The 26,839-nt window shown below is 72.0% G+C and carries 27 protein-coding genes and 1 riboswitch; all 27 genes read left to right on the forward strand.

The features are described 5' to 3' along the window. Positions 1–125: 125 nt before the first annotated feature. The 27 genes from pyrR (at position 126) to F0U47_RS19505 (ending at position 26,826) form a co-directional block, all read left to right on the forward strand. Positions 126–716, forward strand: coding sequence for a bifunctional pyr operon transcriptional regulator/uracil phosphoribosyltransferase PyrR (gene pyrR, locus F0U47_RS19375; protein WP_149752129.1), 591 nt, complete (start codon positions 126–128; stop codon positions 714–716). Beyond that, on the forward strand, positions 713–1,663 hold the full coding sequence (locus F0U47_RS19380; protein WP_149752130.1) for an aspartate carbamoyltransferase catalytic subunit: 951 nt from the start codon (positions 713–715) through the stop codon (positions 1,661–1,663). Before pyrR ends, F0U47_RS19380 begins: the two co-directional genes overlap by 4 nt. Continuing rightward, entirely contained in the window at positions 1,660–2,964 is a 1,305-nt protein-coding gene (locus tag F0U47_RS19385) for a dihydroorotase (protein WP_149752131.1), read from the forward strand. The genes F0U47_RS19380 and F0U47_RS19385 overlap by 4 nt, the downstream gene beginning before the upstream one ends. Then, positions 2,964–4,100, forward strand: a complete 1,137-nt coding sequence (gene carA / locus F0U47_RS19390) for a glutamine-hydrolyzing carbamoyl-phosphate synthase small subunit (protein WP_149752132.1) — start codon at positions 2,964–2,966, stop codon at positions 4,098–4,100. Before F0U47_RS19385 ends, carA begins: the two co-directional genes overlap by 1 nt. After that, positions 4,100–7,390 carry a carbamoyl-phosphate synthase large subunit gene (gene carB / locus F0U47_RS19395; protein WP_149752133.1) on the forward strand — a complete coding sequence of 1,097 codons (3,291 nt, stop codon included), beginning with the start codon at positions 4,100–4,102 and terminating at the stop codon, positions 7,388–7,390. The genes carA and carB overlap by 1 nt, the downstream gene beginning before the upstream one ends. Then, positions 7,387–8,427 (forward strand): quinone-dependent dihydroorotate dehydrogenase, encoded by a 1,041-nt coding sequence (locus F0U47_RS19400; protein WP_246159702.1) that lies wholly within the window; start codon positions 7,387–7,389, stop codon positions 8,425–8,427. The genes carB and F0U47_RS19400 overlap by 4 nt, the downstream gene beginning before the upstream one ends. Next, on the forward strand, positions 8,424–9,272 hold the full coding sequence (pyrF, locus tag F0U47_RS19405; protein WP_149752135.1) for an orotidine-5'-phosphate decarboxylase: 849 nt from the start codon (positions 8,424–8,426) through the stop codon (positions 9,270–9,272). The genes F0U47_RS19400 and pyrF overlap by 4 nt, the downstream gene beginning before the upstream one ends. Next, positions 9,269–9,793, forward strand: coding sequence for a hypothetical protein (locus tag F0U47_RS19410; protein ID WP_149752136.1), 525 nt, complete (start codon positions 9,269–9,271; stop codon positions 9,791–9,793). The genes pyrF and F0U47_RS19410 overlap by 4 nt, the downstream gene beginning before the upstream one ends. A 66-nt stretch (positions 9,794–9,859) precedes the next feature. Beyond that, positions 9,860–10,180 carry an integration host factor, actinobacterial type gene (gene mihF, locus F0U47_RS19415; RefSeq protein ID WP_149752137.1) on the forward strand — a complete coding sequence of 107 codons (321 nt, stop codon included), beginning with the start codon at positions 9,860–9,862 and terminating at the stop codon, positions 10,178–10,180. Then, a complete protein-coding gene (gene gmk / locus F0U47_RS19420; RefSeq protein WP_149752138.1) occupies positions 10,173–10,772 on the forward strand; it encodes a guanylate kinase in 600 nt (199 codons plus the stop codon). Before mihF ends, gmk begins: the two co-directional genes overlap by 8 nt. Before the next feature lie 69 nt (positions 10,773–10,841). After that, positions 10,842–11,174, forward strand: a complete 333-nt coding sequence (rpoZ, locus tag F0U47_RS19425; protein WP_149752139.1) for a DNA-directed RNA polymerase subunit omega — start codon at positions 10,842–10,844, stop codon at positions 11,172–11,174. Positions 11,175–11,187: 13 nt separating this feature from the next. Then, complete coding sequence (coaBC, locus tag F0U47_RS19430; protein ID WP_149752140.1) at positions 11,188–12,435, forward strand: bifunctional phosphopantothenoylcysteine decarboxylase/phosphopantothenate--cysteine ligase CoaBC; 1,248 nt, start codon at positions 11,188–11,190, stop codon at positions 12,433–12,435. Between the two features lie 98 nt (positions 12,436–12,533). Next, on the forward strand, positions 12,534–13,733 hold the full coding sequence (metK, locus tag F0U47_RS19435; RefSeq protein WP_149752141.1) for a methionine adenosyltransferase: 1,200 nt from the start codon (positions 12,534–12,536) through the stop codon (positions 13,731–13,733). 85 nt (positions 13,734–13,818) lie between these two features. Further along, entirely contained in the window at positions 13,819–15,858 is a 2,040-nt protein-coding gene (locus tag F0U47_RS19440; RefSeq protein WP_149752142.1) for a primosomal protein N', read from the forward strand. 31 nt (positions 15,859–15,889) lie between these two features. Continuing rightward, positions 15,890–16,435 carry a peptide deformylase gene (gene def, locus F0U47_RS19445; protein ID WP_149752143.1) on the forward strand — a complete coding sequence of 182 codons (546 nt, stop codon included), beginning with the start codon at positions 15,890–15,892 and terminating at the stop codon, positions 16,433–16,435. After that, a complete protein-coding gene (fmt, locus tag F0U47_RS19450) occupies positions 16,432–17,358 on the forward strand; it encodes a methionyl-tRNA formyltransferase (RefSeq protein ID WP_149752144.1) in 927 nt (308 codons plus the stop codon). Before def ends, fmt begins: the two co-directional genes overlap by 4 nt. 17 nt (positions 17,359–17,375) lie before the next feature. Further along, positions 17,376–18,788 carry an RsmB/NOP family class I SAM-dependent RNA methyltransferase gene (locus tag F0U47_RS19455; RefSeq protein ID WP_149752145.1) on the forward strand — a complete coding sequence of 471 codons (1,413 nt, stop codon included), beginning with the start codon at positions 17,376–17,378 and terminating at the stop codon, positions 18,786–18,788. A gap of 14 nt (positions 18,789–18,802) precedes the next feature. Then, positions 18,803–19,822, forward strand: a complete 1,020-nt coding sequence (locus tag F0U47_RS19460; RefSeq protein ID WP_149752146.1) for an LLM class flavin-dependent oxidoreductase — start codon at positions 18,803–18,805, stop codon at positions 19,820–19,822. Positions 19,823–19,852: 30 nt separating this feature from the next. Continuing rightward, positions 19,853–20,824 (forward strand): non-homologous end-joining DNA ligase, encoded by a 972-nt coding sequence (ligD, locus tag F0U47_RS19465; protein ID WP_149752147.1) that lies wholly within the window; start codon positions 19,853–19,855, stop codon positions 20,822–20,824. Between the two features lie 11 nt (positions 20,825–20,835). Continuing rightward, entirely contained in the window at positions 20,836–21,501 is a 666-nt protein-coding gene (gene rpe / locus F0U47_RS19470) for a ribulose-phosphate 3-epimerase (protein WP_149752148.1), read from the forward strand. A 94-nt stretch (positions 21,502–21,595) separates the two neighbouring features. Next, a riboswitch (FMN riboswitch) is annotated at positions 21,596–21,725 on the forward strand. A 130-nt stretch (positions 21,726–21,855) separates the two neighbouring features. Next, positions 21,856–22,872, forward strand: a complete 1,017-nt coding sequence (gene ribD, locus F0U47_RS19475; protein WP_149752187.1) for a bifunctional diaminohydroxyphosphoribosylaminopyrimidine deaminase/5-amino-6-(5-phosphoribosylamino)uracil reductase RibD — start codon at positions 21,856–21,858, stop codon at positions 22,870–22,872. 2 nt (positions 22,873–22,874) lie between these two features. After that, positions 22,875–23,471 (forward strand): riboflavin synthase, encoded by a 597-nt coding sequence (locus F0U47_RS19480; RefSeq protein ID WP_149752149.1) that lies wholly within the window; start codon positions 22,875–22,877, stop codon positions 23,469–23,471. Continuing rightward, positions 23,468–24,763: a bifunctional 3,4-dihydroxy-2-butanone-4-phosphate synthase/GTP cyclohydrolase II gene (locus F0U47_RS19485; protein WP_149752150.1), complete on the forward strand. Its 1,296-nt coding sequence runs from the start codon at positions 23,468–23,470 to the stop codon at positions 24,761–24,763. The genes F0U47_RS19480 and F0U47_RS19485 overlap by 4 nt, the downstream gene beginning before the upstream one ends. Then, the gene (gene ribH / locus F0U47_RS19490; protein WP_149752151.1) at positions 24,763–25,248 is read left to right on the forward strand and encodes a 6,7-dimethyl-8-ribityllumazine synthase; all 486 of its coding nucleotides are present in this window, start codon (positions 24,763–24,765) and stop codon (positions 25,246–25,248) included. The genes F0U47_RS19485 and ribH overlap by 1 nt, the downstream gene beginning before the upstream one ends. Positions 25,249–25,259: 11 nt before the next feature. Beyond that, positions 25,260–25,523, forward strand: a complete 264-nt coding sequence (locus F0U47_RS19495; RefSeq protein WP_149752152.1) for a phosphoribosyl-ATP diphosphatase — start codon at positions 25,260–25,262, stop codon at positions 25,521–25,523. Positions 25,524–25,546: 23 nt separating this feature from the next. After that, positions 25,547–26,395 carry an ATP phosphoribosyltransferase gene (gene hisG / locus F0U47_RS19500; RefSeq protein WP_149752153.1) on the forward strand — a complete coding sequence of 283 codons (849 nt, stop codon included), beginning with the start codon at positions 25,547–25,549 and terminating at the stop codon, positions 26,393–26,395. A gap of 53 nt (positions 26,396–26,448) precedes the next feature. Next, positions 26,449–26,826 carry a PH domain-containing protein gene (locus F0U47_RS19505; RefSeq protein WP_246159704.1) on the forward strand — a complete coding sequence of 126 codons (378 nt, stop codon included), beginning with the start codon at positions 26,449–26,451 and terminating at the stop codon, positions 26,824–26,826. The last annotated feature ends 13 nt before the right edge of the window (positions 26,827–26,839 follow it).

The following is a 26,839-nucleotide window of genomic DNA, read 5'->3' on the forward strand; positions in this document are numbered from 1 at the left end:
CGCCCCGGGCCTCTTGTCATGCGTGCCCCGTTCGTCCCCGACTCCGGGGACCCGCTACGATGGGCGACGATCGACATCCTTTAACGAGCCGTCCCGTGAGGCGGAGAAGGAGGTCCGGCGCACTGATGCCTGCCGCCCCGTCGGCCGACCAACAAGGCCGCACCGACCGCGTAGTTCTCGACGCCCGTGACATCGGCCGGGCTCTCACCCGGATCTCCCACGAGATCCTGGAACGCAACAAGGGCGCGAGCGATCTCGTGCTCCTCGGCATCCCGCGGCGCGGCGTCCCGCTCGCGCACCGGATCGCCTCCCGGATCTCCGCCGTCGAGGAGTACGACGTCCCGGTCGGCTCCCTCGACGTCACGATGTACCGCGACGACCTCCGGATGAAGCCGGCGCGGACCTTGCTGCACACCGAGATCCCGGGCGACGGGATCGACGGGAAGGTCGTCGTGCTCGTCGACGACGTGCTGTTCTCCGGTCGCACCATCCGGGCCGCGCTGGACACGCTCAACGACGTCGGCCGCCCGCGGGCCGTCCAGCTCGCCGTCCTCGTCGACCGGGGGCACCGGGAGCTGCCGATCCGCGCCGACTTCGTCGGCAAGAACCTGCCGACCTCGCTCGCGGAGCGGGTGAGCGTCCGGCTCGCCGAGATCGACGACGACGGCGGCGTCGACTCGGTGTCCATCGAGGGGACGAGGGAGGACTCGGCATGAAGCGGCACCTGCTGAGCGCGGCGGACCTCACCCGCGACGACGCCGAGCTGGTCCTGACGACGGCGGCCGAGCTCCGTTCGCTGGCGGACCGTCCGATCAAGAAGCTGCCGGCGCTGCGCGGCCGGACCGTGGTGAACCTCTTCTTCGAGGACTCCACCCGCACCCGGATCTCGTTCGAGGCCGCGGCGAAGCGGCTCTCGGCCGACGTCATCAACTTCGCGGCCAAGGGCTCGAGCCTGAGCAAGGGCGAGAGCCTCAAGGACACCGCGCTGACGCTCGAGGCGATGGGCGCCGACGCGGTCGTCATCCGCCACAGCGCCAGCGGCGCCCCCCACCGGCTGGCCCACTCGGGCTGGGTGCGGTCGAGCGTGGTCAACGCCGGCGACGGCACGCACGAGCACCCCACCCAGGCGCTGCTCGACGCGTTCACCCTGTGGCGCCACCTCGGTGAGTCGAAGCCGAGCGGGCTCGAAGGCCGCCGGGTCGCGATCGTCGGCGACGTGCTGCACAGCCGCGTCGCGCGCTCCAACGCACTGCTGCTGCAGACCCTCGGTGTCGACGTGACCCTGGTCGGTCCGCCGACCCTGCTGCCGGTCGGCGTGGAGTCCTGGGGCGTCGAGACCAGCTACGACCTCGACGCGGTGCTCCCCAAGGCCGACGCGGTCATGATGCTGCGCGTCCAGCGGGAGCGGATGCAGGGCGGGTTCTTCCCGACCCCGCGCGAGTACTCCCGCCGCTACGGCCTCGACGGTCGCCGGATGGCGACCCTGCAGGACCACACGATCGTCATGCACCCCGGCCCGATGGTGCGCGGCATGGAGATCACCGCCGATGTCGCCGACTCCGACCGCTCGGTGATCGTCGAGCAGGTGACCAACGGTGTCGCGGTCCGGATGGCCGTCCTCTACCTCCTCCTCGGAGGATCCGAAAGCGAGAACAACGAGTGAGCAGCACGTCGTACCTGATCAAGAACGTCCGGATCCTCGGGGGCGAGGCGACCGACGTCCTCCTCGAGGCAGGCGTGGTCGCCGCGATCGGCGTCGGACTCGATGCCCCAGGCGCCGAGGTCGTGGACGCCGAGGGCCTGGTCGCGCTGCCCGGCCTCGTCGACCTGCACACGCACCTGCGCGAGCCGGGTCGCGAGGACGCCGAGACAGTGGAGACGGGCACCCGGGCGGCCGCGATGGGCGGCTTCACGGCGGTCCACGCGATGGCCAACACCGACCCGGTGGCCGACACCGCCGGTGTCGTCGAGCAGGTGCACCGGCTGGGCCGCGAGGCGGGCTACTGCGACGTCTACGCGGTCGGCGCCGTCACCGTGGGCCTCAAGGGCGAGCGGCTCGCCGAGCTCGGCGCGATGGCCGACTCCGCCGCGCGCGTGCGGGTGTTCTCCGACGACGGGCACTGCGTGAGCGACCCGCTGCTGATGCGCCGAGCGCTGGAGTACGTCAAGGCGTTCGACGGAGTGATCGCCCAGCACGCCCAGGACCCACGGCTCACCGAGGGCGCGCAGATGAACGAGAGCGAGCTCTCTGGCCGGCTCGGACTGGCCGGCTGGCCGGCGGTCGCCGAGGAGGCGATCATCGCCCGCGACTGCCTGCTCACCGCCCACGTCGGCTCGCGCCTCCACGTCTGCCACGTCTCCACGGCCGGCTCGGTCGAGATCGTCCGCGACGCGAAGAGCAAGGGCTGGAACGTCACGGCCGAGGCCTGCCCGCACCACCTGCTGCTGACCGACGAGCTCGCGGCGACGTACAACCCGATCTACAAGGTCAACCCGCCGCTGCGTTCGGCCGCCGACGTCGAGGCGCTCCGGGCCGGGCTGGCCGACGGCACGATCGACATCGTCGCCACCGACCACGCCCCGCACCCGCACGAGGACAAGGACTGCGAGTGGGCGGCGGCGGCGTTCGGCATGCTCGGGCTCGAGACCGCGCTCTCCATCGTGCAGCACACGATGGTCGACACCGGCCTGCTCGACTGGGCGGGTGTCGCCGAGCGGATGTCCGCGGCGCCGGCACGGATCGGGCAGGTTGCGGACCACGGGCACCCGATCGAGGTCGGTGCCCCGGCCAACATCACGCTCTACGACCCGGCGGCTACCAGGACGATCGACGCCGCCGAGTCCGCGTCCCTTTCGCGGAACACCCCGTACGCCGGCATGGAGCTCCCTGGAAGGATCGAGGCGACGTTCCTGCGCGGACGCCCGACTGTTCTCGACGGCAAGCTCTGGGAGGGCACCGCCTGATGGCCATTCTCGTTCTGGAGGACGGACGGACCTTCCACGGCGCGACCTACGGCGCCGAGGGGGAGACGTACGGCGAAGCGGTCTTCAACACCGGCATGACCGGTTACCAGGAGACGCTCACCGACCCGTCGTACCACCGCCAGGTCGTGGTGATGACGGCTCCCCACATCGGCAACACCGGGGTCAACGACGACGACCCGGAGTCGCGGCGGATCTGGGTGTCCGGGTACGTCGTCCGCGACCCTGCCCGGCGCGCCTCGAACTGGCGCTCGCGCCGGTCCCTGGACGACGAGCTGCGGGCGCAGGGGATCGTCGGCATCAGCGGGATCGACACCCGCGCGCTGACCCGGCACCTGCGGGAGCGCGGCGCGATGCGCTGCGGCATCTCCACCACGGAGACCGACCCGGCGGCCCTGCTCGCCCGGGTCCTCCAGCAGCCGGAGATGAAGGGTGCCGACCTCGCCGGCGAGGTGACGGCGATGGAGGCCTACGTGGTCCCGGCAGTGGGTGAGAAGCGGTTCACCGTCGCGGCCGTCGACCTCGGCATCAAGGGGATGACCCCGGCGCTGATGGCGCAGCGGGGGATCGAGGTGCACGTCCTGCCCTCGACCGCGACGATCGCCGACGTGGAGGCGGTGCAGCCGGACGGCGTGTTCCTCTCCAACGGTCCCGGCGACCCGGCCACCGCCGACGTCTCGACCCTGAAGGCCGTGCTCGAGCGCGGGATCCCCTACTTCGGGATCTGCTTCGGCAACCAGCTGTTCGGCCGGGCGCTCGGCTTCGGCACCTACAAGCTCACCTACGGCCACCGGGGCATCAACCAACCGGTGATGGACCGCACCACCGGCAAGGTCGAGGTCACCGCCCACAACCACGGGTTCGCGGTGCAATGGCCGGACGGAGTTCCGCTCGACGATGGTGTCCAGACGCCGTACGGCACCGTGACGGTGAGCCACGTCTGCCTCAACGACGACGTCGTGGAGGGCCTCGAGCTCCGCTCGGCGGAGGGCGACCTGAAGGCGTTCTCGGTGCAGTACCACCCCGAGGCTGCCGCCGGTCCCCACGACGCGGCGTACCTGTTCGACCGATTCTGCGACCTGATGGTCTCGACAAGCTCGACCAGCAAGGAAAACTGATGCCGAAGCGCGACGACATCAAGTCCGTCCTGGTGATCGGCTCCGGGCCGATCATCATCGGGCAGGCCTGCGAGTTCGACTACTCCGGCACCCAGGCGTGCCGGGTGCTCAAGTCCGAGGGGCTCCGGGTGGTGCTGGTCAACAGCAACCCGGCGACGATCATGACCGACCCCGAGTTCGCCGACGCGACGTACGTCGAGCCGATCACGCCGGAGTTCGTGGAGAAGGTGATCGCGAAGGAGCGCCCCGACGCCGTGCTGCCGACGCTCGGCGGCCAGACCGCGCTCAACACCGCGATCGCCCTCCACGAGAACGGTGTCCTGGAGAAGTACGGCGTCGAGATGATCGGCGCCAGCTTCGACGCGATCCACCGCGGCGAGAACCGCGAGACCTTCAACGCCATCGTCGAGAAGGTCGGCGGCGAGGTCGCACGCAGCTTCGTGTGCCACTCGATCGACGACTGCGAGAAGGCCGTCACCGAGCTCGGCTTCCCGGTCGTCGTACGCCCGTCGTTCACGATGGGCGGCACCGGCTCCGGCATCGCCTACGACGACGAGGACCTGCAGCGCATCGCGGGTGCCGGCCTCGACGCCAGCCCGACGACCGAGGTCCTCATCGAGGAGTCGATCATCGGCTGGAAGGAGTACGAGCTGGAGGTGATGCGCGACAAGGCCGACAACGTCGTCATCATCTGCTCGATCGAGAACCTCGACCCGATGGGCGTCCACACCGGCGACTCGATCACCGTCGCTCCGGCGATGACGCTCACCGACCGCGAGTACCAGCACCTGCGGGACCTGGCGATCGGCATCATCCGCGAGGTCGGCGTCGACACCGGCGGCTGCAACATCCAGTACGCCGTCAACCCGCACGACGGCCGCGTCATCGTGATCGAGATGAACCCGCGGGTGTCGCGTTCGAGTGCGCTGGCCTCGAAGGCCACCGGCTTCCCGATCGCCAAGATCGCGGCCAAGGTCGCGATCGGCTACACCCTCGACGAGATCCCCAACGACATCACCGAGGAGACGCCGGCCAGCTTCGAGCCGAGCCTCGACTACGTGGTCGTGAAGGTGCCGCGGTTCGCGTTCGAGAAGTTCCCCGGAGCCGACCCGACCCTCACCACCCACATGAAGTCGGTCGGTGAGGCGATGGCGATCGGCCGCAACTTCACAGAGGCGCTGCAGAAGGCGCTGCGCTCCCTGGAGGACAAGAAGGCGCCGTTCGACTGGCACAAGGAGCTGGTGGACCTCGACAAGGAGAGCCTGCTCGAGGAGATCAGGAAGCCGCACGACGGCCGCCTCAAGAAGGTCATGGACGCGATCCGCGCCGAGGCCACGCCGGAGGAGATCTTCGAGGCGACCGGCATCGACCCCTGGTTCGTCGACCAGCTGATGCTGATCAACGAGACCGCGCAGGACCTGATCGAGGCCGAGGAGCTCACACCGGCGCTGCTGCGCAACGCCAAGCGGCACGGCTTCTCCGACGTCCAGATCGGCAAGATCCGCGGCATGACGCCCGACGTGGTCCGCGGCGTGCGGCACGCGCTCGGCATCCGGCCGGTCTACAAGACGGTCGACACCTGCGCGGCTGAGTTCGCCGCGCGGACGCCGTACCACTACTCGTCGTACGACGAGGAGACCGAGGTGTCGCCGCGTGACAAGCCGGCGGTGATCATCCTCGGCAGCGGACCGAACCGGATCGGCCAGGGCATCGAGTTCGACTACTCCTGCGTGCACGCCTGCCTGGCGCTCAGCAAGGCTGGCTACGAGACCGTCATGGTCAACTGCAACCCCGAGACGGTGTCGACCGACTACGACACCTCCGACCGCCTCTACTTCGAGCCGCTGACGCTCGAGGACGTGCTCGAGATCGTGCACGCCGAGGAGAAGGCCGGGCCGGTCGCGGGCGTCATCTGCCAGCTCGGTGGCCAGACGCCGCTCGGTCTGGCGCAGGGCCTCAAGGACAACGGCGTGACCATCGTCGGCACCAGCCCCGAGGCGATCCACCTCGCCGAGGAGCGCGGTGCGTTCGGCCGCGTGCTGGCCGAGGCCAAGCTGGTCGCGCCGCAGCACGGCATGGCGACCAGCTTCGCCGAGGCCCGCGACATCGCGGACCGGATCGGCTACCCGGTGCTGGTGCGCCCGTCGTACGTCCTCGGCGGCCGGGGCATGGAGATCGTCTACGACGAGAGGTCGCTCGAGGACTACATCTCCCGGGCCACCGAGGTGACGCCGGAGCACCCGGTCCTCGTCGACCGGTTCGTCGACGACGCGGTCGAGATCGACGTGGACGCGCTCTACGACGGCGAGGAGCTCTTCCTCGGCGGCGTGATGGAGCACATCGAGGAGGCCGGCATCCACTCCGGCGACTCCTCGTGCGCGCTGCCGCCGATCACGCTCGGCGACTCCGAGATCCAGCGGATCCGGGAGGCGACGCTCGGGATCGCGAAGGGCGTCGGCGTCCGCGGCCTGATCAACATCCAGTTCGCGCTCGGCTCCGACGTGCTCTACGTCCTCGAGGCCAACCCGCGCGCGAGCCGCACGGTTCCGTTCGTCTCCAAGGCCACGGGCACCCCGCTGGCGAAGGCCTGTGCGCGGGTGATGATGGGCGAGACCATCGCCGAGCTCCGCGCCGAGGGCCTGCTCCCGGCCGAGGGCGACGGCGGCACGCTGCCGCCGGACCAGCCGATCGCGGTCAAGGAGGCAGTGATGCCGTTCAACCGGTTCCGCACGCCCGACGGCCGCCAGGTCGACACGGTGCTGGGGCCGGAGATGAAGTCGACGGGCGAGGTGATGGGCCTCGACGCCGACTTCGGCACTGCTTTCGCGAAGGCGCAGGCAGGTGCTTTCGGCTCGCTGCCGACCAGCGGCAAGGTCTTCGTCAGCATGGCCAACCGCGACAAGCGGCACATGATCTTCCCGATCAAGGTGCTGGCCGACCACGGGTTCGAGGTTCTCGCGACGAAGGGCACCGCCGAGGTGCTGCGCCGCAACGGCGTCCGGACGACGATCGTCCGCAAGCACTTCGAGGGGGAGGGGCCGAACGGCGAGAAGACCACGGTCCAGCTGATCCTCGACGGCGAGATCGACCTGGTCATCAACACCCCGCACGGCGCCACCAGCGGCGGCTCAGCACGTCTCGACGGATACGAGATCCGCACGGCCGCGGTCCGCGCGAACATCCCGTGCATCACCACGGTGCAGGGGCTCGGCGCGGCCGTCCACGGCATAGAGGCGCTCCTCCGCGGGGACATCACCGTCAAGCCGCTCCAGGAATGGGCCCCGCGGTGACCCTCTACGGCGCCGTCTACAAGCACGGCCTGTCGCGGATCGACGCCGAGGTCGCCCACCACCGCACGTTCGACGCGCTGCGTGCGGCGGGGCCCGTCCTGCGCCGGGCGAAGCGGCCCGGCGGGATCCCGGTCCACACGATGGGGCTGACGTTCCCCAACGCGCTCGGCCTCGCGGCGGGCTTCGACAAGACAGCGGAGGCGTTCGAGGAGCTCGGCGCGTTCGGCTTCGGGCACGTCGAGGTCGGCACAGTCACGGCGCTCGCCCAGCCGGGAAACCCCAAGCCGCGGCTGGTCCGGCTCCCCGAGGACCGCGCGGTCGTCAACCGGATGGGCTTCAACAACGACGGTGCGGCCGCGGTGGCCCAGCGGCTCGGCAACCGCCGACGCCGCGCCGGAGGACCGCTGCTCGGCATCAACATCGGCAAGTCGAAGATCGTCCCCGACGACGACCAGGCCGCGGTCGAGGCCGACTACGAGACGTCGACCCGGCTGTTGGCGCCGTACGCCGACTACCTGGTCGTCAACGTCAGCTCTCCCAACACCCCGGGCCTGCGCAACCTCCAGGCGGTCGAGAAGCTGGCGCCGCTGCTCGAGCACGTACGCCGGATCGCCGACCGGGCGACCGACGACGCCGGGCGCGACCGGGTCCCGCTCCTGGTCAAGATCGCCCCCGACCTCGCCGACGACGACGTGCTCGAGGTGGCCGACCTGGCGCTCGCCCAGGACCTCTCCGGGATCATCGCGACGAACACCACGATCAGCCGCGACGGCCTACGGTCGGACCCTGCGGTCGTCGAGGCCGCAGGCGCCGGTGGGCTGTCCGGCGTACCCCTGCGCGAGCGCGCGACCGAGGTGGTGCGCCTGCTGCGCGGCCGCGTGGGCCGCGACCTGACGCTGATCGGGGTCGGCGGCATCTCGACCGCGGACGACGCGCGCGAACGGCTCGCCGCCGGCGCCGACCTGGTCCAGGCCTACACCGGCCTCATCTACGGAGGGCCGCTGTGGCCGCGCCGCGTTCTCAAGGGGTTGCGATGACCCCACCGTTCGGCGAGCGCTTCGCCGCCGCGATCGCCGAGCGCGGTCAGTTCTGCGTCGGGATCGACCCGCACGCCGGCCTGCTGCACGACTGGGGCCTCGACGACACCGTCGAGGGGCTGGAGAAGTTCGCGCTCTCGGCGGTCGAGGCCGTCGCGCCGTACTGCTCGGTGGTGAAGCCACAATCGGCGTTCTACGAGCGCTTCGGGAGCCGCGGGATCGAGGTCCTGGAGCGGGTCATCGCCGAGTCGCGCGCGGCGGGCGCGATGGTCCTGCTCGACGTCAAGCGCGGCGACATCGGGTCCACGTCGCAGGCCTACGCCGAGGCGTACCTCGACCCGTCCTCGCCGCTGGCCTCCGACGCGATCACGATCAGCCCCTACCTCGGCTTCGGCTCGCTCCTGCCCTTCGTCGAGGTGGCCCGGACCCACGGCGCCGGCCTCTTCGTGCTGGCCGCGACGTCCAACAAGGAGGGCCCGGAGGTGCAGGAGGCGACGACGAGCGACGAGTACGGCGGACGCACCGTCGCGTCCGCGATGCTCGCCCACCTGCGCGACCTGAACGGCGACGCGCGCCCGGTCGGCTCCTTCGGTGCCGTCGTCGGCGCCACCATCGACGGCGGGTTCTACGACTTCGCCGGCTCGCCCATCAACGGCCCGATCCTGGCGCCCGGGTACGGCGAGCAGGGCGGCACCGCCGCCGACATCGTCCGGATCTTCGGCGCCTCCGCCCGCCACGTCGTCGCCAGCTCCTCGCGCGGGGTGCTGCGGCTCGGCCCGGACGCCGCGGCCATGCGCGGCGCCGTCGAACGGGCCAACGACGAGCTGCGGAGCCTGCTCGGGTGAGGCCGCGCGCCGCTCTCCGGTCCGTGGTCGTGGCTGCCGCCACGATCCTCCTGCTCGGCGCGGCCGGGTGCGGGAGCTCCGAGGAGGACCCGTACTCCATCCCCGACGAGTTCCAGGACTACTGCGAGGAGGTCGAGGACCAGCAGGTGGCGCTCGGTGACGCACTCGGCGAGGGCGGCCCGGCGACCGGCCTGATCAAGGCTCTTCCCAGCTTCGAGGCCCTCGCCGCGGAGGCACCGGACGACCTGGACGACGAGTGGCAGATCGTCCTCGACCGGATCCACGACCTCGTCGACGCCCTCGACGCAGCCGGCGTCGACCCGGAGACCTACGACCGGCGGAATCCTCCCAGCGGGCTCTCGCAGGAGGAAAGGGACGCCATCGACGCTGCCGCGAGGGCACTGGTCTCGCCGAGCACCGGTGGTGCGATGGCGGGGGTGCAGCAGCATGCACGCGACGTCTGCAAGACACCGTTGACGATCGGAGCCGGTGCCCGCGTTGCCGGGCCGTCGGCGACCTGACTAGGGTGGCGCGAGGTGGCCCTCCTCGCCGCCCTCTGCCTGCGCCCGACAGAAGGATCCGTGTAAGTGGCCCTGCCTCCTCTGACACCCGAACAGCGTCAGGCCGCGCTCGCGAAGGCGGCTGCCGCCCGACGTGAGCGGGCCGAGGTCAAGAACCGGCTGAAGAACTCCGGCGCCTCCATCGCCGACGTCCTGGCCGAGGGGCAGACCAACGAGGTCGTCGGCAAGATGAAGGTCCTCGACCTGCTCCAGGCGGTCCCCGGGCTCGGGAAGATCCGCGCCGGACAGCTCATGGAGCGGCTCGGCATCGCGGAGTCGCGCCGGGTCCGCGGCCTCGGCGCGAAGCAGATCGCCGCCCTGGAGCGCGAGTTCGCGCCGGGTGACTGAGCCGCGACAGGCCCGCCCGTCGGTGGCGACCGGACCGAGCCGCCTCGTCGTCCTCGCCGGGCCGACGGCCGTCGGCAAGGGCACGGTTGCGGCAGCGGTCCGGGAGGACCACCCCGAGGTCTGGATCTCGGTCTCGGCGACGACGCGTGCTCCGCGGCCGGGCGAGGTCCACGGCGTGCACTACCTGTTCGTCGACGACGCGGAGTTCGACCGGCTGGTCGCCGAGGACCAGCTCCTCGAGTGGGCGGTCGTGCACGGCACCCACCGCTACGGCACGCCCCGGGGCCCGGTGGAGGAGGCGCTCGCCGACGGCCGGCCGGCCATGCTCGAGATCGACCTCCAGGGCGCCCGGCAGGTACGCCGGACCATGCCGGAGGCCCTCTTCGTGTTCCTGAAGCCCCCCTCGTGGGAGGAGCTCGTCCGCAGGCTCGTCGGACGCGGCACCGAGACCGACGCCGAGCGGGAGCGCCGGCTCGCCACCGCGGTCGAGGAGCTGGCCGCGGAGTCGGAGTTCGACGTCAGCATCGTCAACCACGAAGTTCACGATGCAGCGGCCGAGTTGGTAGCCTTGATGACGCTCGGCAACAACTGACGCCTCCAGCGTCGCTGACGCCTGCCGGGCCACCGACTCATCTCCTACCGACCTTAAGAGGCCAACCGCGTGTCTGCCCCCAACATCGATGCCGTGGGTGTGACCAACCCGCCGATCGACGACCTGCTCACCAAGACCGACAGCAAGTACAAGCTGGTGCTCTACAGCGCCAAGCGGGCCCGGCAGATCAACGCCTATTACTCCCAGCTCGGTGAGGGCCTCCTCGAGTACGTCGGACCCCTCGTGGACACCCACGTGCAGGAGAAGCCGCTCTCGATCGCGCTCCGCGAGATCAACGAGGACCTGCTGACCTGCGAGGACATCGACCCCGCCGAGCTCGCCGCCGAGGAGGCCGCTGCCGCGGCCGTCACCGGCGCCGCGCGTCCCGACGCCACCGAGTGATCTGAGCCTGTCCATGACATCGGGGGCGCGGCCTCAGGTGGTGCTCGGGGTCTCGGGCGGCATCGCCGCCTACAAGGCCTGTGAGCTCCTGCGCCGGCTCACCGAGTCCGGCCACGACGTGACCGTCGTGCCGACCGCGGCCGCGCTCGAGTTCGTCGGTGCAGCGACCTGGGCGGCGCTGTCCGGCAAACCGGTCGCCACCGACGTCTGGACCGGCGTCCACGAGGTGCCTCACGTCCGGATCGGCCAGCAGGCCGACCTGGTCGTGGTCGCCCCGGCTACTGCCGACCTGCTGGCCAAGGCCGCGCACGGCCTGGCCGACGACCTGCTGACCAACACCCTGCTCACCGCCCGGTGCCCGGTCGTGATGGCGCCGGCGATGCACACCGAGATGTGGGAGCACGCCGCGACCGCGGCCAACGTCGCCACGCTGCGCTCCCGCGGCGTCCTGGTCGTCGAGCCGGCCGAGGGCCGGCTGACCGGCGCCGACACCGGCAAGGGCCGGCTCCCGGATCCCGACGAGATCTTCGAGCTCTGCCGCGACGTGCTCGAGCGGGCCTCGACCGGCTCGACGAGCACCGGCGTCCTCGACCTGGCGGGCCGCCACGTCGTCGTCTCCGCCGGCGGTACCCGCGAGAAGCTCGACCCCGTCCGGTTCCTCGGCAACCGTTCCTCGGGCCGGCAGGGCTACGCCCTCGCTCGGGCCGCCGCCGCGCGGGGCGCCGAGGTGACCCTGGTCGCGGCCAATGTCACCCTGCCCGAGCCGGCGGGCGTGAAGGTGGTGCGCGTGGAGTCCACGGCGGAGCTGCGCGACGCCGTACTCACGGCCGCCGCAGGCGCCGACGCCGTGGTGATGGCAGCGGCACCCGCCGACTTCCGCCCGGTGCACCGCTCCGACACCAAGATCAAGAAGGCCGACGACGGCTCGGCGCCGGTGATCTCGCTGGAGCAGAACCCCGACATCCTCAAGGAGATCTCCGGCAACCGGCCGGCTCCGGGAACGATCGTCGTCGGGTTCGCCGCCGAGACCGGCGACGCCAGCGGGTCCGTCCTCGACCTCGCCCGCGCCAAGCTCGCCCGCAAGGGGTGCGACCTGCTGGTCGTGAACGACGTGAGCGGTGGCGCGGTTTTCGGGGCAGACGACAACGAGGCGGTTATCCTGGCCGCCGACGGCAGCGCGGTCGACGTACCGCGCGGGAGCAAGGGAGCTCTCGCCCACGTGATCTGGGACCAGGTGGCCGCCCGCCTGCCCTCTGCGTGAGATTGCCGCGCATCACCCGTCGGTCCTCGTATCGTTGGACCGGCAATCGGCCCTGATCGCCCCCGTAAGACGCCCGATGCGAAAGCGAGAAAACCAACGTGGCTGGACGCCTCTTCACCTCTGAGTCCGTGACTGAGGGGCACCCCGACAAGATCGCTGACCAGATCAGCGACACCGTGCTCGACTACCTGCTCGAGCACGACCCGAAGAGCCGGGTCGCTGTCGAGACGCTCCTGACCACGGGTCTCGTCGTCGTCGCAGGCGAGGTGACCACGTCGGCCTACGCCCCGGTCGCCCAGCTGGTGCGCCAGAAGATCCTCGAGATCGGCTACGACTCCTCGGAGAAGGGCTTCGACGGCAACTCCTGCGGCGTGCAGGTCGCGATCGGCTCGCAGTCCGCCGACATCGCGCAGGGCGTCGACGACGCCTTCGAGGAGCGGGTGGACGGGTCCGGCGACGAGCTCGACCGCCAGGGCGCCGGCGACCAGGGCCTGATGTTCGGCTACGCCTGCGACGACACGCCCGAGCTGTTCCCGCTGCCGATCAAGATCGCGCAGTCGCTGGCCGAGCGGCTCACCGAGGTCCGCAAGGACGGGACGCTGCCCTACCTGCGTCCCGACGGCAAGACCCAGGTCACGATCGAGTACGACGAGGACGACCGCCCCGTCCGCATCGACGCCGTCGTGCTGTCCACCCAGCACGCCGAGGACGTCAGCCAGGACCAGCTGGCCAAGGACATCCAGGTCAACGTCATCGAGCCGGTGCTCGAGCGGTTCGCGTCGAGCGTCCCCTCGGAGGGCTACACGCTCTACATCAACCCGACCGGCCGCTTCGTGGTCGGCGGTCCGATGGGCGACGCCGGCCTCACCGGTCGCAAGATCATCGTCGACACCTACGGCGGCATGGCCCGCCACGGCGGAGGTGCGTTCTCCGGCAAGGACCCGTCGAAGGTCGACCGCTCCGCCGCCTACGCCATGCGCTGGGTCGCCAAGAACATCGTCGCCGCGGGCCTGGCCCGCCGTGCCGAGGTCCAGGTGGCCTACGCGATCGGCGTGGCGCACCCGGTGGGCGTCTTCGTCGAGACCTTCGGCACCGGCGTCGTCCCGGACGAGCAGATCCAGAAGGCCGTGCTCGAGGTCTTCGACCTCCGCCCGGCCGCGATCCTGCGCGACCTCGACCTGCTCCGGCCGATCTATGCGAAGACGGCCGCCTACGGCCACTTCGGTCGCGAGCTGCCCGAGTTCACCTGGGAGCGCACCGACCGCGCCGACGCGCTCAAGGCTGCCGCCGGCATCTGAGCCACTCGTTGTCACCGCGCCGCGGCCGTCCACAACCGGACGGCCGCGGCGCGGTTGCGTCTGGCATGACTGGTAGACATCCGGCATGACCGCCGACGAGCCGGATGCCGCCCTCCCCGGGCTGGCCCGCGCGGCTTCTCGTCGGTCGGGTGCGGCTGCCCGGGCGCGGCGCGCGAAGCAGGCCGCACCGGTCGAGATCGCCGAGGTCGGCCCCGTCGCGCGGGTCCTCGTCGACCTGCCGCTGGCCCACCTGGACCGGACCTTCGACTACGCCGTGCCGGCGTCGATGGCCGACCAGGTCCGGCCAGGCGTGCGGGTCAAGGTGCGGTTCGCCGGTCAGGACGTCGACGGCTACGTCGTCGAGCGGGCCGCGGCCAGCGACCACGACGGCCAGCTGGCTCCGCTCCGGCGGCTCGTCAGCGCCGAGCCGGTGCTGACCCCGGCTGTCGCCGAGCTGTGCCGGCGAATCGCCGAGCGCTACGCCGGGGTGAGCGCCGACGTACGCCGCCTCGCCGTTCCACCGCGCCACGCGACCACGGAGAAGGAGCCGTCCCCGCCGGCGGCGCCGCTGGGGACCGTGCAGCTCCGCGATGAGCTCTGGGACGCCTACCCCGCTGCTCCTGCGTTCTGGCGCCGGCTGCGGACGGGAGGGTCGCCGCGGGCGGTCTGGGCGGCGGCGCCGGGGGAGGACTGGCCGTTGCTCCTCGCCCACCTGGCCGCGGTCACGCTGGCCGGCGGCCGCGGCACGGTCATCTGCGTGCCCGACCATCGTGACGTCGCCCGGGTCGACGCCGCGCTCCGCGAGCTGCTCGGACCCGACCAGCACGTCACCCTCCAGGCCGAGGCGGGGCCGGGGCCGCGCTACCGCGACTTCCTGCAGGTGAGCCGGGGTGCCCGCAAGATCGTCGTCGGCACCCGCTCCGCGGCGTTCGCCCCGGTCCACGACCTCGGGCTCGTCGTCGTCTGGGACGACGGCGACGACCTGCACGCCGAGCCGCGTGCGCCGTACCCCCACACCCGGGAGGTGCTGCTGGAGCGCGCCGAGATCGAGGGCTGTGCGGCCCTCGTCGGGGGCTTCTCGCGCAGCGTCGAGGCCGAGCAGCTGCTGCGGACGGGGTGGGCGAAGGAGATCGCGGCTCCGCGGGAGACCATCCGGGACCGCGCGCTGGTCGCCGTGGCAGGCGCGGCCCGGCTCCGCGATCCGTTCGCCGGCGCCGGTCGGGTGCCCACGGAGGCGCACGACGCCGTCCGGTGGGGCCTCGAGCGCGGGCCGGTCCTCGTGCAGACCCCGCGGGCGGGCTACGTCCTCCGGCTGGCGTGCGACCGGTGCCGCACGCCGGCCCGTTGCTCCGCGTGCGCCGGCCCGCTGGAGCTGACCGGAGCGACGACCCCGCCGCGCTGCCGCTGGTGCGCCACCGCGTCGCCGGACTGGGCGTGCGCCGAGTGCGGTGGCCGGGGTCTCCGGGCGCCGGTCGTCGGCGACGCCCGCACCGCCGACGAGCTCGGGCGGGCCTTCGCACCGGTGCCGGTGGTCACGTCGAGCGGCGACCGGGTCCGCGCGACCGTCGATGCCGAGCGCCGGATCGTCGTCGCCACGCCGGGCGCCGAGCCCGTGGCGGAGGAGGGCTATGCCGTCGTCGTGCTGCTCGACGCCTGGCTGCTGCTCGCGCGCGACAGCATGCGCGCGGCCGAGGAGGCCCTGCGCCGGTGGTCCAACGCCGTCGCGCTCCTGCGGCCGGGCGGCCGCGCCCTCGCCGTCGGCGGCGACCCGGCCACGCCCGCGCTGCAGGCGCTGGTGCGCTGGGACCAGGCAGGGTTCGCCGGCCGCGAGGCCGACGAGCGACGGGAGGCCCGGCTGCCGCCCGCGACCCGGGTGGCGACGATCCGGGGTGAGCCCGGGGCGCTCGACGACGCGCTCACCCTGCTGGCCCTGCCCGAGCACGGCGACGTGCTGGGCCCGCTCGCCCCGCTGCCCGGCTCCGGTGACGAGGAGGAGCGGGCCGTGGTCCGGGTGCCGCGCGCGGAGGGCGCCGCGCTGTCGGCCGCGCTGGGGGAGCTCCAGCGGCTGCGCTCGGCCCGCAAGCTCGACCCGGTGCGGGTCCAGGTCGACCCCCTCGAGATCTGACCGCGACAGGCTGCCCCACTAGACTCGGCCCGTGGCCATCCGACCGATCCGCCTGTTCGGCGATCCTGTGCTCCGGCGGCGGGCCATCGAGGTCGTCGACTTCGACGCGGAGCTCCGCCAGCTGGTCAACGACCTGACCGACACCATGCTCGACGCGCCCGGCGCGGGCCTCGCGGCGCCGCAGATCGGCGTGGGCCTCCGGGTCTTCACGTGGTACGTCGACGGCGAGGTCGGGCACCTGATCAACCCGACGCTCGACCTGTCGAAGGAGCTCCAGGACGGCCCCGAGGGCTGCCTGTCGCTGCCCGAGCTGACCTACGACTGCGTGCGAGCGCTGTCGGTCGTCGCCACCGGCTTCAACATGTACGGCGACCCCGTGCGGATCGAGGGCTCCGAGCTCCTGGCCCGGGCGATCCAGCACGAGACCGACCACCTCGACGGCGTCCTGTTCATCGACCGGCTCGACGACGCCGCCCGCAAGGCCGCGATGCGGGAGATCCGGGAGTCCGAGTGGTTCGGGCTCGAGCAGCCGACGGTCAAGGTCTCGCCCCACGCCACCGGCGGTTTCGGCCTATGAGGGTCGTCTTCGCCGGGACGCCCGAGGTCGCCGTACCCGCTCTCGACGCGATCGCCGCGTCCGCCCACGAGCTGGTCGGCGTGGTGACCCGTCCGGACGCGCCGTCCGGCCGGGGCCGGAGGCTCACCGAGAGCCCGGTCGCCGCCCGGGCGGCCGAGCTCGGCGTGCCGGTGCTCAAGCCGGACCACCCGCGCGACCCCGCCTTCCAGGCGGCGCTGCGCGACCTGGCGCCGGACTGCTGCCCGGTGGTCGCCTACGGCGCGCTCATCCCGCGCTCGGCCCTCGACATCCCGCCTCAGGGATGGGTCAACCTGCACTTCTCGCTGCTGCCCGCGTGGCGGGGCGCGGCGCCGGTCCAGCACTCGATCTGGGCAGGTGACGAGATCACCGGTGCGACGACCTTCCGGATCGTCGAGGCGCTCGACGCCGGTCCGGTCTTCGGGGTGATGACGGAGACCGTCCGGCCGACCGATACCGCCGGCCACCTCCTGCAACGGCTGGCCGAGGGCGGTGCCGGCCTGCTGGTGGCGACGCTCGACGGCATCGCCGACGGCTCGCTCGAGGCAAGGGAGCAGCCGGCGGAGGGTGTCTCGCTGGCTCCGAAGATCACCGTCGACGACGCGCGGATCGACTGGAACGAGCCCGCAATCGCGACCGACCGGCAGATCCGTGCGTGCACCCCGGATCCCGGCGCGTGGACGACGCTCGACGGCGACCGGGTCAAGCTGGGGCCCGTGACGCCGATCGCCAACGGGCCCGACCTGGCGCCGGGCGTGCTCGCCATCGGCAAGTCCGAGGTCCTGGTCGGGACGGCCACCCAACCGCTGCGGCTGGGCGACGTCAAGGCGTTCGGTAAGAAGCAGATGCCGGCCGCCGACTGGGCGCGCGGGGCACGGCTGGCCGACGGCGCGAAGTTCGCGTGAGCGGGCGGGACGGGTCCATGCCGGAGTCCCGGAGCCGTCGCCGACCGATGCCGCCGGCCCGCCCGGCCGACCCTGCGCGCGCAGCGGCGCTCGAGGTGCTGCGCCTGGTTCGCACCGAGGACGCCTACACCAACCTCGTGCTGCCGTCGGTCGTCGCCAAGCACGGGCTCGACACCCGGGACGCCGGCTTCGCGACCGAGCTGGCGGCCGGCACTATCCGCCGGCAGGGTACCTACGACGCGATCCTGGCGGCCTGCATCGACCGGCCCCTGCGCCGCGTGGAGTTCGGGATCCTCGACATCCTCCGCCTCGGCTGTCACCAGCTGCTGGCGATGCGGGTGCCGGCCCATGCCGCGATCAGCAGCACCGTCGACCTCGCCCACGCCAAGGCCGGTCCCGGCGCCGCGGGCTTCGTCAACGCGGTGCTGCGTTCGGTCGGGCGCCGTGACCTGGAGGAGTGGGTCGCCGAGGTCGCCCCGAGCCCGGAAGGCCCGCGGAACGCGCGGATGGACCATCTCGCGATCAAGCACAGCCACCCGCGCTGGGTCGTCGACCTGCTCGACGTCGCCGCGCCGGACGACGACCTCGACGCGCTCCTCGCGGCCAACAACGTCCCGCCCAAGGTGACGCTGGTGGCGCGCCCCGGACGGGCGGAGGTGACCGAGCTTCCGGGCACGCCGACGCCGTACTCGCCGTACGGCGTGGTGCTCGAGGGCGGCGACCCCGCCCGCATCCCCGCAGTCGCCGAAGGCCGGGCCGGCGTCCAGGACGAGGGATCCCAGCTGGTCGCCCACGCCCTCGCGACGGCGCCGCTGGAGGGCAGCGACGAGCTCTGGGTCGACCTGTGCGCCGGTCCCGGCGGCAAGACGGCGCTGCTCGCAGCCCTCGCCGCCCAGCGCGGTGCGCGGGTGGTCGCCATCGAGCAGCACCAGCACCGGGCTCGCCTGGTCCGCAAGGCGGTCGGCACCGACGCGCCGGGCGTCCTCGGCGTCCTCACCGCCGACGGCACCCAGCCCCCGCTCGCCGCTGGTACGGCGGACCGCGTGCTCGTCGACGCCCCCTGCACCGGCCTCGGCGCGCTCCGCCGCCGTCCCGAGGCGCGGTGGCGCCGCAGCCCGGAGGACCTGCTCACCCTGGTCCTCCTCCAGCGCCGGCTGCTCGCCGGCGCGCTCGACCTGGTGCGCCCGGGCGGCGTGGTGCTCTACGCGACCTGCTCCCCGGTGCGCGCCGAGACCGGCGACGTGGTGTCCGCGACCCTCGCCCGCGGCTCGGGGGTCCGGCTCGAGGACGTCCGCCCGCTCCTGCCCGGGGTGACCGACGACGACGGCCCCACGCCGGGGACCGCCCAGCTCTGGCCGCACCGGCACGGCACCGATGCGATGTTCCTCGCGCTCCTCCGACGCACCACCGGGAATGCCGCGACTGGTTGAACGTTGAACTAGTCGTGAAGAAGATCGGATTCCTCTCCTTCGGGCACTGGACGCCGAACCCGGCGTCCCAGGCCCGGACCGCCGCGGACGTCCTCCTGCAGTCGATCGACCTCGCCGTCGCCGCGGAGGAGCTGGGCGCCGACGGCGCCTTCTTCCGGGTGCACCACTTCGCCCGGCAGCTGGCGAGCCCGTTCCCGCTGCTCGCGGCGATCGGCGCCCGGACCAGCCGCATCGAGATCGGCACCGGCGTGATCGACATGCGCTACGAGAACCCGCTCTACATGGCCGAGGACGCCGGCGCCGCGGACCTGATCGCGGGTGGGCGGTTGCAGCTCGGCATCAGCCGCGGCTCACCGGAGCAGGTGGTCGACGGCTGGCGCTACTTCGGGTTCGCACCCGCGGCAGGGGAGACCGAGGCCGACATGGCCCGCCGGCACACCCAGGTCCTGCTGGACGTCCTGCGCGGAGAGGGCTTCGCCGAACCCAACCCGCGCCCGATGTTCCCCAACCCGCCCGGCCTGCTCCGGGTCGAGCCGCACTCCGAGGGGCTCCGCGAGCGGATCTGGTGGGGCGCGGCCTCCGACTCCACGGCGCGGTGGGCCGGTGAGCTGGGCATGAACCTGATGAGCTCCACGCTCAAGGAGGACGAGTCCGGCGAGCCGTTCCACGTCCAGCAGCGCAAGCAGATCGAGACCTTCCGCGACGCCTGGCGCGCGGCGGGCCACGAGCGCGAGCCGCGGGTCTCGGTCAGCCGCAGCATCTTCGCCCTCACGAGCGACCTGGACCACGCCTACTTCGGCGCCGACCGCGGGTCCTCCGACCAGGTCGGCAGCATCGACAACATGCGGGCCATCTTCGGACGCTCGTACGCCGCCGAGCCGGACGTGCTCGTGGACCAGCTGCGGGAGGACGAGGCGATCGCCGCCGCCGACACGCTCCTGCTCACCGTCCCCAACCAGCTCGGTGTCGACTACAACGCCCACGTCCTCGAGTCGGTCCTGACCCACGTCGCGCCCGCCCTCGGCTGGCGCTGACGGGAGACGCACGCCGATAGGCTCGGCCCCATGGCGAGCCCGGCAACCGAGATCGAGGTCGACAACCGGGTCGTCAGGGTCACCAACCCCGACCGCGTGTACTTCCCGGAGATCGGCGCCACGAAGCTCGACGTCGTCGAGTACTACCGGGCCGTCGGTCCCGGCATCGTCAACGCGCTCTGGGAGCGGCCGTGCATGCTGCACCGCTTCCCGAAGGGGCTGGCGGGGGAGAAGGTGCACCAGAAGCGGCTCCCTGCCGGCGCTCCGGACTGGGTCGAGACCGTGCAGCTGTACTTCCCCCGGTGGGGCCGGACCGCCGACGAGCTCTGCGTGACCGAGCTGGGTGCCGTCCTCTGGGCGGTCCAGATGTCGACGGTCGAGTTCCACCCCTGGAACAGCCGGCGCGGCCAGACCGAGCAGCCGGACGAGTGGCGGATCGACCTCGACCCCGGCCCGGACTCGCCGTACGCCTCGGTCCGGAAGGTCGCCCACGTCGCCCGTGAGGTCCTCGACGAGCTGGGCGCGGTCGGCTACCCGAAGACGAGCGGCAGCAAGGGCCTCCACATCTACGTCCGGATCCGGCCCGACGGCGACCACAAGGTCGTACGACGTGCCGCCCTCGCCTTCGCGCGCGAGGTCGAGCGGCGCGCCCCCGACCTGGTCACCACCACCTGGTGGAAGAAGGACCGGGACCCGGCGAACGTGTTCGTCGACTACAACCAGAACGCCCGCGACCACACGATCGCCGCGGCGTACTCCCTCCGTGGCCTGCCGGACGCCCGTGTCTCCACGCCGATCCGCTGGGACGAGATCGACGACGCCGACCCCCGCGACTTCACGATCCGGACCGTGCCGAAGCGCTTCGCCGACATCGGCGACCTCCACGAGGACATCGACGACCATGTCTTCGACATCGCCCCGCTCCTGGAGTGGGCGGACCGGGACGAGGCGGAGGGCAGGGCCGACGAGGCCGAGGCCGACCAGGCCGAGGACGCTCACTAGACTCGCGCCCCGTGGGGCACATCCAGATCACGCCGTCGATCCTCAACGCCGACTTCGGCCGGCTCGCCGAGGAGGTCGGCCGCATTCCCGGCGCCGACTGGATCCATGTCGACGTGATGGACAACCACTTCGTCCCGAACCTCACCTTCGGTCCGACGATGGTGGAGGCACTGGCCCGGTCCACCGACACCCCGCTGGACGCGCACCTGATGATCGACGACGCCGACCGCAACGCGCCGGCGTACGTCGAGGCCGGCTGCGCCTCGGTCACCTTCCACGTCGAGGCCGCCAGGGCTCCGGTCCGGCTGGCGCGCGAGATCCGGTCCGCGGGGGCCCGGGCCTCGATGGCGCTCAAGCCCGCGACGCCGATCGAGCCCTACGAGGACCTGCTGCCCGAGCTCGACATGCTGCTCATCATGACCGTCGAGCCCGGCTTCGGCGGTCAGCGCTTCCTCGACCTCTGCCTGCCGAAGATCCGCCGGGCCCGGGCCATGATGGACAAGCACGGCATCGAGACCTGGCTCCAGGTCGACGGCGGCGTCTCGCTCGACACCATCGAGCGCTGCGCCGAGGCGGGTGCCGACGTCTTCGTCGCCGGCAGCGCGGTCTTCTCCGCCGACGACCCCGATGCGATGGTGGCCGCGTTGCGGGCCAGGGCCGAGAGCGTCCGCGACTGAGCCGATCCCGCGATCGGCAAACACCTGCTGTCCGAGACCAGTGACACGTTGCGGGAATACCCGGGCCCTGTGCGACGATTGTCCTCACAAGAGCTCGCGTGCTCTGGGGTCGGTGAAACTCCGAGCCGGCGGTAACAGTCCGCGACCCGATCACAGCCAGTGATCGGTTGACCAGGTGGAAATCCTGGACCGACGGTCAAAGTCCGGATGGGAAGCGCACGCACGAGCGGCCGGCGTCGGCAGTAGAACCACGACGTCGTACGCCCCCTGAACCCCCGGAGTCCGAGCAGAGGAAAGCACGGACACGGGAAGAGGACAGTGGTGGCGGAGACCTTCGCCCTCGAGTACGACGCGATGCAGCGCGCGCTGCAGATCGCGGCGTCGCCGGGTGTCCCGCTGGGACCGAACCCGCGGGTGGGCTGCGTCCTGCTGGCTTCCGACGGCACGGTCGTCGGCGAGGGCTACCACCGCGGGGCGGGCAACCCCCACGCCGAGGTCGAGGCACTCACGGCCGCCGGTGACCTCGCCCGGGGTGCCACCGCGGTGGTCACCCTCGAGCCCTGCAACCACACCGGACGTACGGGTCCCTGCTCCGAGGCGCTGATCGAGGCCGGTGTCGCCAAGGTGGTGGTCGCGCAACGCGACCCCAACCCGGTCGCCGGTGGCGGGCTCGAGCGGATGGCCGCGGCCGGCATCGAGGTCGAGCACGGCCTGCTCGTCGACGACGCCCGCGCGCTCAACCCGGCGTGGAGCTTCGCGCACGAGCAGGGGCGCCCGTTCGTCACCTGGAAGTTCGCCACCACGCTGGACGGTCGCAGCGCCGCCGCGGACGGGACGTCCCGCTGGGTGTCCTCGCCCCCGGCCCGCCGCGACACCCACGTGCTGCGCGCCCTGTGCGACACGATGCTGGTCGGGACCAACACGGTGGAGGTCGACGACCCGCACCTGACCGTGCGCGATCCCGACGACGAGCCGCTGCCGAGCCAGCCGCTCCGCGTGGTCATGGGGGAGCGCGACCTCGACCCGGACCGCCGCATCTTCGACGACGCCGCCGAGACGGTGCACCTGCGCACCCGCGACCCGCTCGAGGCGCTCACCAGCCTCTACCGCGACCACGGCCGCCACCACGTGTTCTTCGAGGGCGGCCCGACGCTCGCGGCCGCGTTCCTCAAGGCGGGCGTGATCGACGAGGTCGTCACCTACGTCGCCCCGATGCTGCTCGGCGCCGGCAAGCCGGCGGTCGGGCCGCTCCGCATCCGCACGATCAGCAAGGCCCTGCAGCTCGAGATCACCGACGTCACCGTGGTCGGCGAGGGCGGCGAGGCGAACGTCCGGCTCACGCTGAGCCCCGGGTCTCGAGGAGGAGATTGAGAATGTTCACCGGCATCGTCGAGGAGCTCGGCACGGTCGCCGCGCTCGAGGAGCAGTCGGACGCCGTCCGGCTGACCGTCGAAGGCGCGCTGGCGACGACGGGAGCACAGCTGGGGGACTCGATCTCCGTCAACGGCTGCTGCCTGACCGTGGCGGAGCTGGACCGGCTCGGCGACGGCACGTTCACCGCTGACGTCATGCGGATGACGCTCGACAAGACGTCCCTCGGGGCGCTCGCCGTCGGGCACCGCGTCAACCTCGAGCGGGCCTGCACGCCGCAGACCCGGCTCGGCGGTCACATCGTCCAGGGGCACGTCGACACCACCGCCACGATCCTCGACCGCACGCCCGGCGAGCACTGGGAGCTGGTCGAGGTCGCCCTCCCGGAGCAGATCCGCCGCTACGTCGTCCTGCACGGCTCGATCACGGTGGACGGGATCTCGCTCACCGTCGCCGAGCTCAAGGACGAGTCGTTCGTCGTCTCGCTGATCCCCGAGACCCTGGCCCGCACCACGCTCGGCTTCAAGCGGCCGGGCGACCCGGTGAACCTCGAGGCGGACATCATCGCCAAGCACGTCGAAAGGCTGATCCAGAAATGAGTGACACCACCCCCAGCGGCAAGGTGAGGCTCGACCCCGTCGAGCGCGCGATCGCCGACATCGCGGCCGGCAAGGCGGTCGTCGTGGTCGACGACGAGGACCGGGAGAACGAGGGCGACATCATCTTCGCCGCGGCGAAGGCCACGCCAGAGCTGATGGCGTTCACCATCCGCCACAGCAGCGGCGTGATCTGCGTGCCGATGCCCGGAGCGATGCTGGACCGGCTCGAGATCCCCCTCATGACGCCGCACAACAAGGACAAGATGCGGACGGCGTACACCATCTCGGTCGACGCCCGGGACGGTGTCACCACCGGCATCTCGGCCGCCGACCGCGCACACACCGCGCGGGTGCTCGCCGACTCCGCGACCGAGCCGTGGGAGATCACCCGGCCGGGGCACGTCTTCCCGCTGCGCTACCGCGAGGGCGGCGTGCTGGTCCGGCGCGGTCACACCGAGGCCGCCGTCGACCTGGCGAAGCTGGCCGGCCTGACGCCGGCCGGCGTGCTCGTCGAGGTCGTCAACGACGACGGCACGATGAAGCGCGCGCCGGAGCTGCGGGAGTTCGCGGACGAGCACGACCTGGCGATGATCTCGATCGAGGAGCTCGTGAAGTACCGCCGCCGCACCGAGCTCCACGTCATCCGCGAGGCGGAGACGCGGCTTCCCACCAGCCACGGCGACTTCACGGCCTACGGCTACACCATCACCGTCGACGGCAGCGAGCACGTCGCGCTGGTGTACGGCGACCCGACGACCCTGACCGACGGCGAGCCTGTCCTGACCCGGGTGCACTCGGAGTGCCTCACCGGCGACGTGTTCGGCAGCAGTCGGTGCGACTGCGGCCCGCAGCTCAACGAGGCGATGGACCGGATCGTCGCCGAGGGTCGCGGGGTGGTGGTCTACCTGCGCGGCCACGAGGGCCGGGGGATCGGCCTCGTGGCGAAGCTGCAGGCCTACCAGCTCCAGGACGGCGGCCGGGACACCGTGGACGCCAACCTCGACCTGGGCCTGCCGGCCGACGCGCGCCACTACGGCGCGGCGACGCAGATCCTCCGGGACCTCGGCATCGGCGAGGTGCGGCTGCTGACCAACAACCCCGACAAGGTGACCAACCTCGAGGACTACGGCATCAAGGTCGCCGAGCGGGTGCCGCTGACCCCGCACCCCAACGACCACAACCTGGCCTACCTGCTGACCAAGCGGGACCGGATGGGCCACCACCTCCCCGACCTGGAGACGCCGCTCGGCGCGCACAGCACTCCGGGCGACCTGACCGAAGGAGCGATCTGATGGCCGGCCACGGAGCCCCCGACGCACAGCCGACCGACTGCCACGACCTACGGGTCGCGGTCGTCGCCGCCAGTTGGCACACCCAGGTGATGGACGGCCTGCTGGCCGGCGCCGAGCGTGCCTTCAAGGACCACCGCGTCGAGGCGCCGGTCGTCGTACGCGTGCCGGGCACGTTCGAGCTCCCGGTCGTGGCGTCCGCCCTCGCCGCGCAGCAGTACGACGCCGTGATCGCCCTCGGCGTCGTCATCCGCGGCGGCACGCCCCACTTCGACTACGTGTGCAACGCCGCGACCGACGGGCTCACCCGGGTGGCGCTCGACCACCAGGTCGCGATCGGCTTCGGCGTGCTCACCTGCGACGACGAGCAGCAGGCGTTAGACCGGGCCGGGCTGGACGGGTCGAAGGAGGACAAGGGCTACGAGGCCGCGTCCGCCGCGCTTCTCACCGCCCAGACCCTGCGCAAGGTCAAGCGCCACACGCCGTAGCCTTGTCTCCCGTGAAGACGTTCGAGGAGCTGTGGGCCGAGCTGAGCGAGAAGGCACAGACCCGGCCGGCCGGTTCCGGAACGGTCGCGGCGCTGGACGCCGGCGTCCACCAGATCGGCAAGAAGCTGGTCGAGGAGGCTGCCGAGTCCTGGATGGCGGCCGAGCATGAGAGCAAGGACCGGGCGGCCGAGGAGATCAGCCAGCTGATCTACCACGCGCAGGTCCTGATGCTCGCCCTCGGCCTCGAGCCGTCCGACGTCTACGCCCACCTGTAGGGCCCTGCCCAGCTAGGAACGCAATGCCCAGCCTGAAGATCGCGATCCCCAACAAGGGAGCGCTCTCCGCCGCCGCCACCGACATCCTCAAGGAGTCGGGCTACCGGCAGCGCACGGACTCCAAGGAGCTCCGGCTCGTCGACGCCGAGAACGACGTCGAGTTCTTCTACCTGCGTCCGCGCGACATCGCGCTCTACGTCGGTGAGGGCACGCTCGACGTGGGCATCACCGGCCGCGACCTGCTGCTCGACTCCGGGGCGAAGGCCGAGGAGGTCATGCCGCTGGAGTTCGGCCGCAGCACCTTCCGCTTCGCCGGCCCCCAGGGGGCGTACGACGACCTGGCGCAGCTCGCGGGCAAGCGGATCGCGACGTCGTACACCGGGATCGTGCAGAGCTTCCTCGACACTCGCGGGATCGAGGCCCACGTCGTCCGGCTCGACGGCGCGGTCGAGACCAGCATCCAGCTCGGCGTCGCGGACGTGATCGCCGACGTCGTCGAGACCGGCAGCACGCTGCGCCGGGCGGGCCTCGAGGTCTTCGGGGAGGCGATCCTCGAGTCCGAGGCCGTGCTCATCACCCGGACCGGCAACGGCTCGCCCGCGTTCGACATCTTCAAGCGGCGGGTCGAGGGCGTGATGGTGGCCCGCGGCTACGTGCTCATGGACTACGACATCGAGGCCTCCCGGGTGAACGACGCCGTCGCGCTGACCCCCGGGCTCGAGGGCCCGACGGTCTCGCCGCTGCACCGCGAGGGCTGGGTCGCCGTCCGGGCGATGGTGCCCCGGACCGGCGCCCAGCGGCTCATGGACGAGCTCTACGACCTCGGTGCCCGGGCGATCCTGCTCACCGACATCCACGCGTGCCGGCTGTGACGCCACCGGCCCTGCCAAGGACCTGGCGGCCCCTGGGGCCACGGATCGCGGCCGTGATCTTCGGGGTCGTCCTCGTCGGCGGCTTCGCGTGGTTGTGGTTCAGCTTCGACCAGCAGACCAAGGACACCGTGAGCTGGCTCCAGAAGGCGACGGTCATCTTCTTCGTCGGGCTCGGCCTCGTCCTCATGAACGGCCTGGCCCGCTCGCGGATCACCGCCACCGAGGCGGGTCTCGTCGTCGTCAACGGCTACCGGAAGCGGCAGCTGGAGTGGGCGCAGGTGGTCGCCGTCCACATGCCGCAAGGCGCGCCGTGGCCGACCCTCGACCTCGACGACGGCACGACCATCTCCGCGATGGGGATCCACGGGTCCGACGGCGGCCGCGCGAAGGTGGCGCTCGCCGAGCTGAGGGCGCTGCTCAGTCGCGGGTGAGCTCGGCGGCATG

It is taken from the genome of Nocardioides antri (assembly GCF_008373765.1).
In the GTDB taxonomy this organism is placed as follows: domain Bacteria; phylum Actinomycetota; class Actinomycetes; order Propionibacteriales; family Nocardioidaceae; genus Nocardioides; species Nocardioides antri.

Coding starts and splice junctions, on each gene's coding strand:
- ribH (WP_149752151.1), top strand. CDS start 24,763: ATGGCCGGCCACGGAGCCCCCGACGCACAGCCGACCGACTGCCACGAC.
- ribD (WP_149752187.1), top strand. CDS start 21,856: ATGCAGCGCGCGCTGCAGATCGCGGCGTCGCCGGGTGTCCCGCTGGGA.
- hisG (WP_149752153.1), top strand. CDS start 25,547: ATGCCCAGCCTGAAGATCGCGATCCCCAACAAGGGAGCGCTCTCCGCC.
- fmt (WP_149752144.1), top strand. CDS start 16,432: ATGAGGGTCGTCTTCGCCGGGACGCCCGAGGTCGCCGTACCCGCTCTC.
- F0U47_RS19485 (WP_149752150.1), top strand. CDS start 23,468: ATGAGTGACACCACCCCCAGCGGCAAGGTGAGGCTCGACCCCGTCGAG.
- F0U47_RS19480 (WP_149752149.1), top strand. CDS start 22,875: ATGTTCACCGGCATCGTCGAGGAGCTCGGCACGGTCGCCGCGCTCGAG.
- F0U47_RS19380 (WP_149752130.1), top strand. CDS start 713: ATGAAGCGGCACCTGCTGAGCGCGGCGGACCTCACCCGCGACGACGCC.
- pyrF (WP_149752135.1), top strand. CDS start 8,424: ATGACCCCACCGTTCGGCGAGCGCTTCGCCGCCGCGATCGCCGAGCGC.
- F0U47_RS19440 (WP_149752142.1), top strand. CDS start 13,819: ATGACCGCCGACGAGCCGGATGCCGCCCTCCCCGGGCTGGCCCGCGCG.
- carB (WP_149752133.1), top strand. CDS start 4,100: ATGCCGAAGCGCGACGACATCAAGTCCGTCCTGGTGATCGGCTCCGGG.
- ligD (WP_149752147.1), top strand. CDS start 19,853: ATGGCGAGCCCGGCAACCGAGATCGAGGTCGACAACCGGGTCGTCAGG.
- F0U47_RS19455 (WP_149752145.1), top strand. CDS start 17,376: ATGCCGGAGTCCCGGAGCCGTCGCCGACCGATGCCGCCGGCCCGCCCG.
- pyrR (WP_149752129.1), top strand. CDS start 126: ATGCCTGCCGCCCCGTCGGCCGACCAACAAGGCCGCACCGACCGCGTA.
- coaBC (WP_149752140.1), top strand. CDS start 11,188: ATGACATCGGGGGCGCGGCCTCAGGTGGTGCTCGGGGTCTCGGGCGGC.
- carA (WP_149752132.1), top strand. CDS start 2,964: ATGGCCATTCTCGTTCTGGAGGACGGACGGACCTTCCACGGCGCGACC.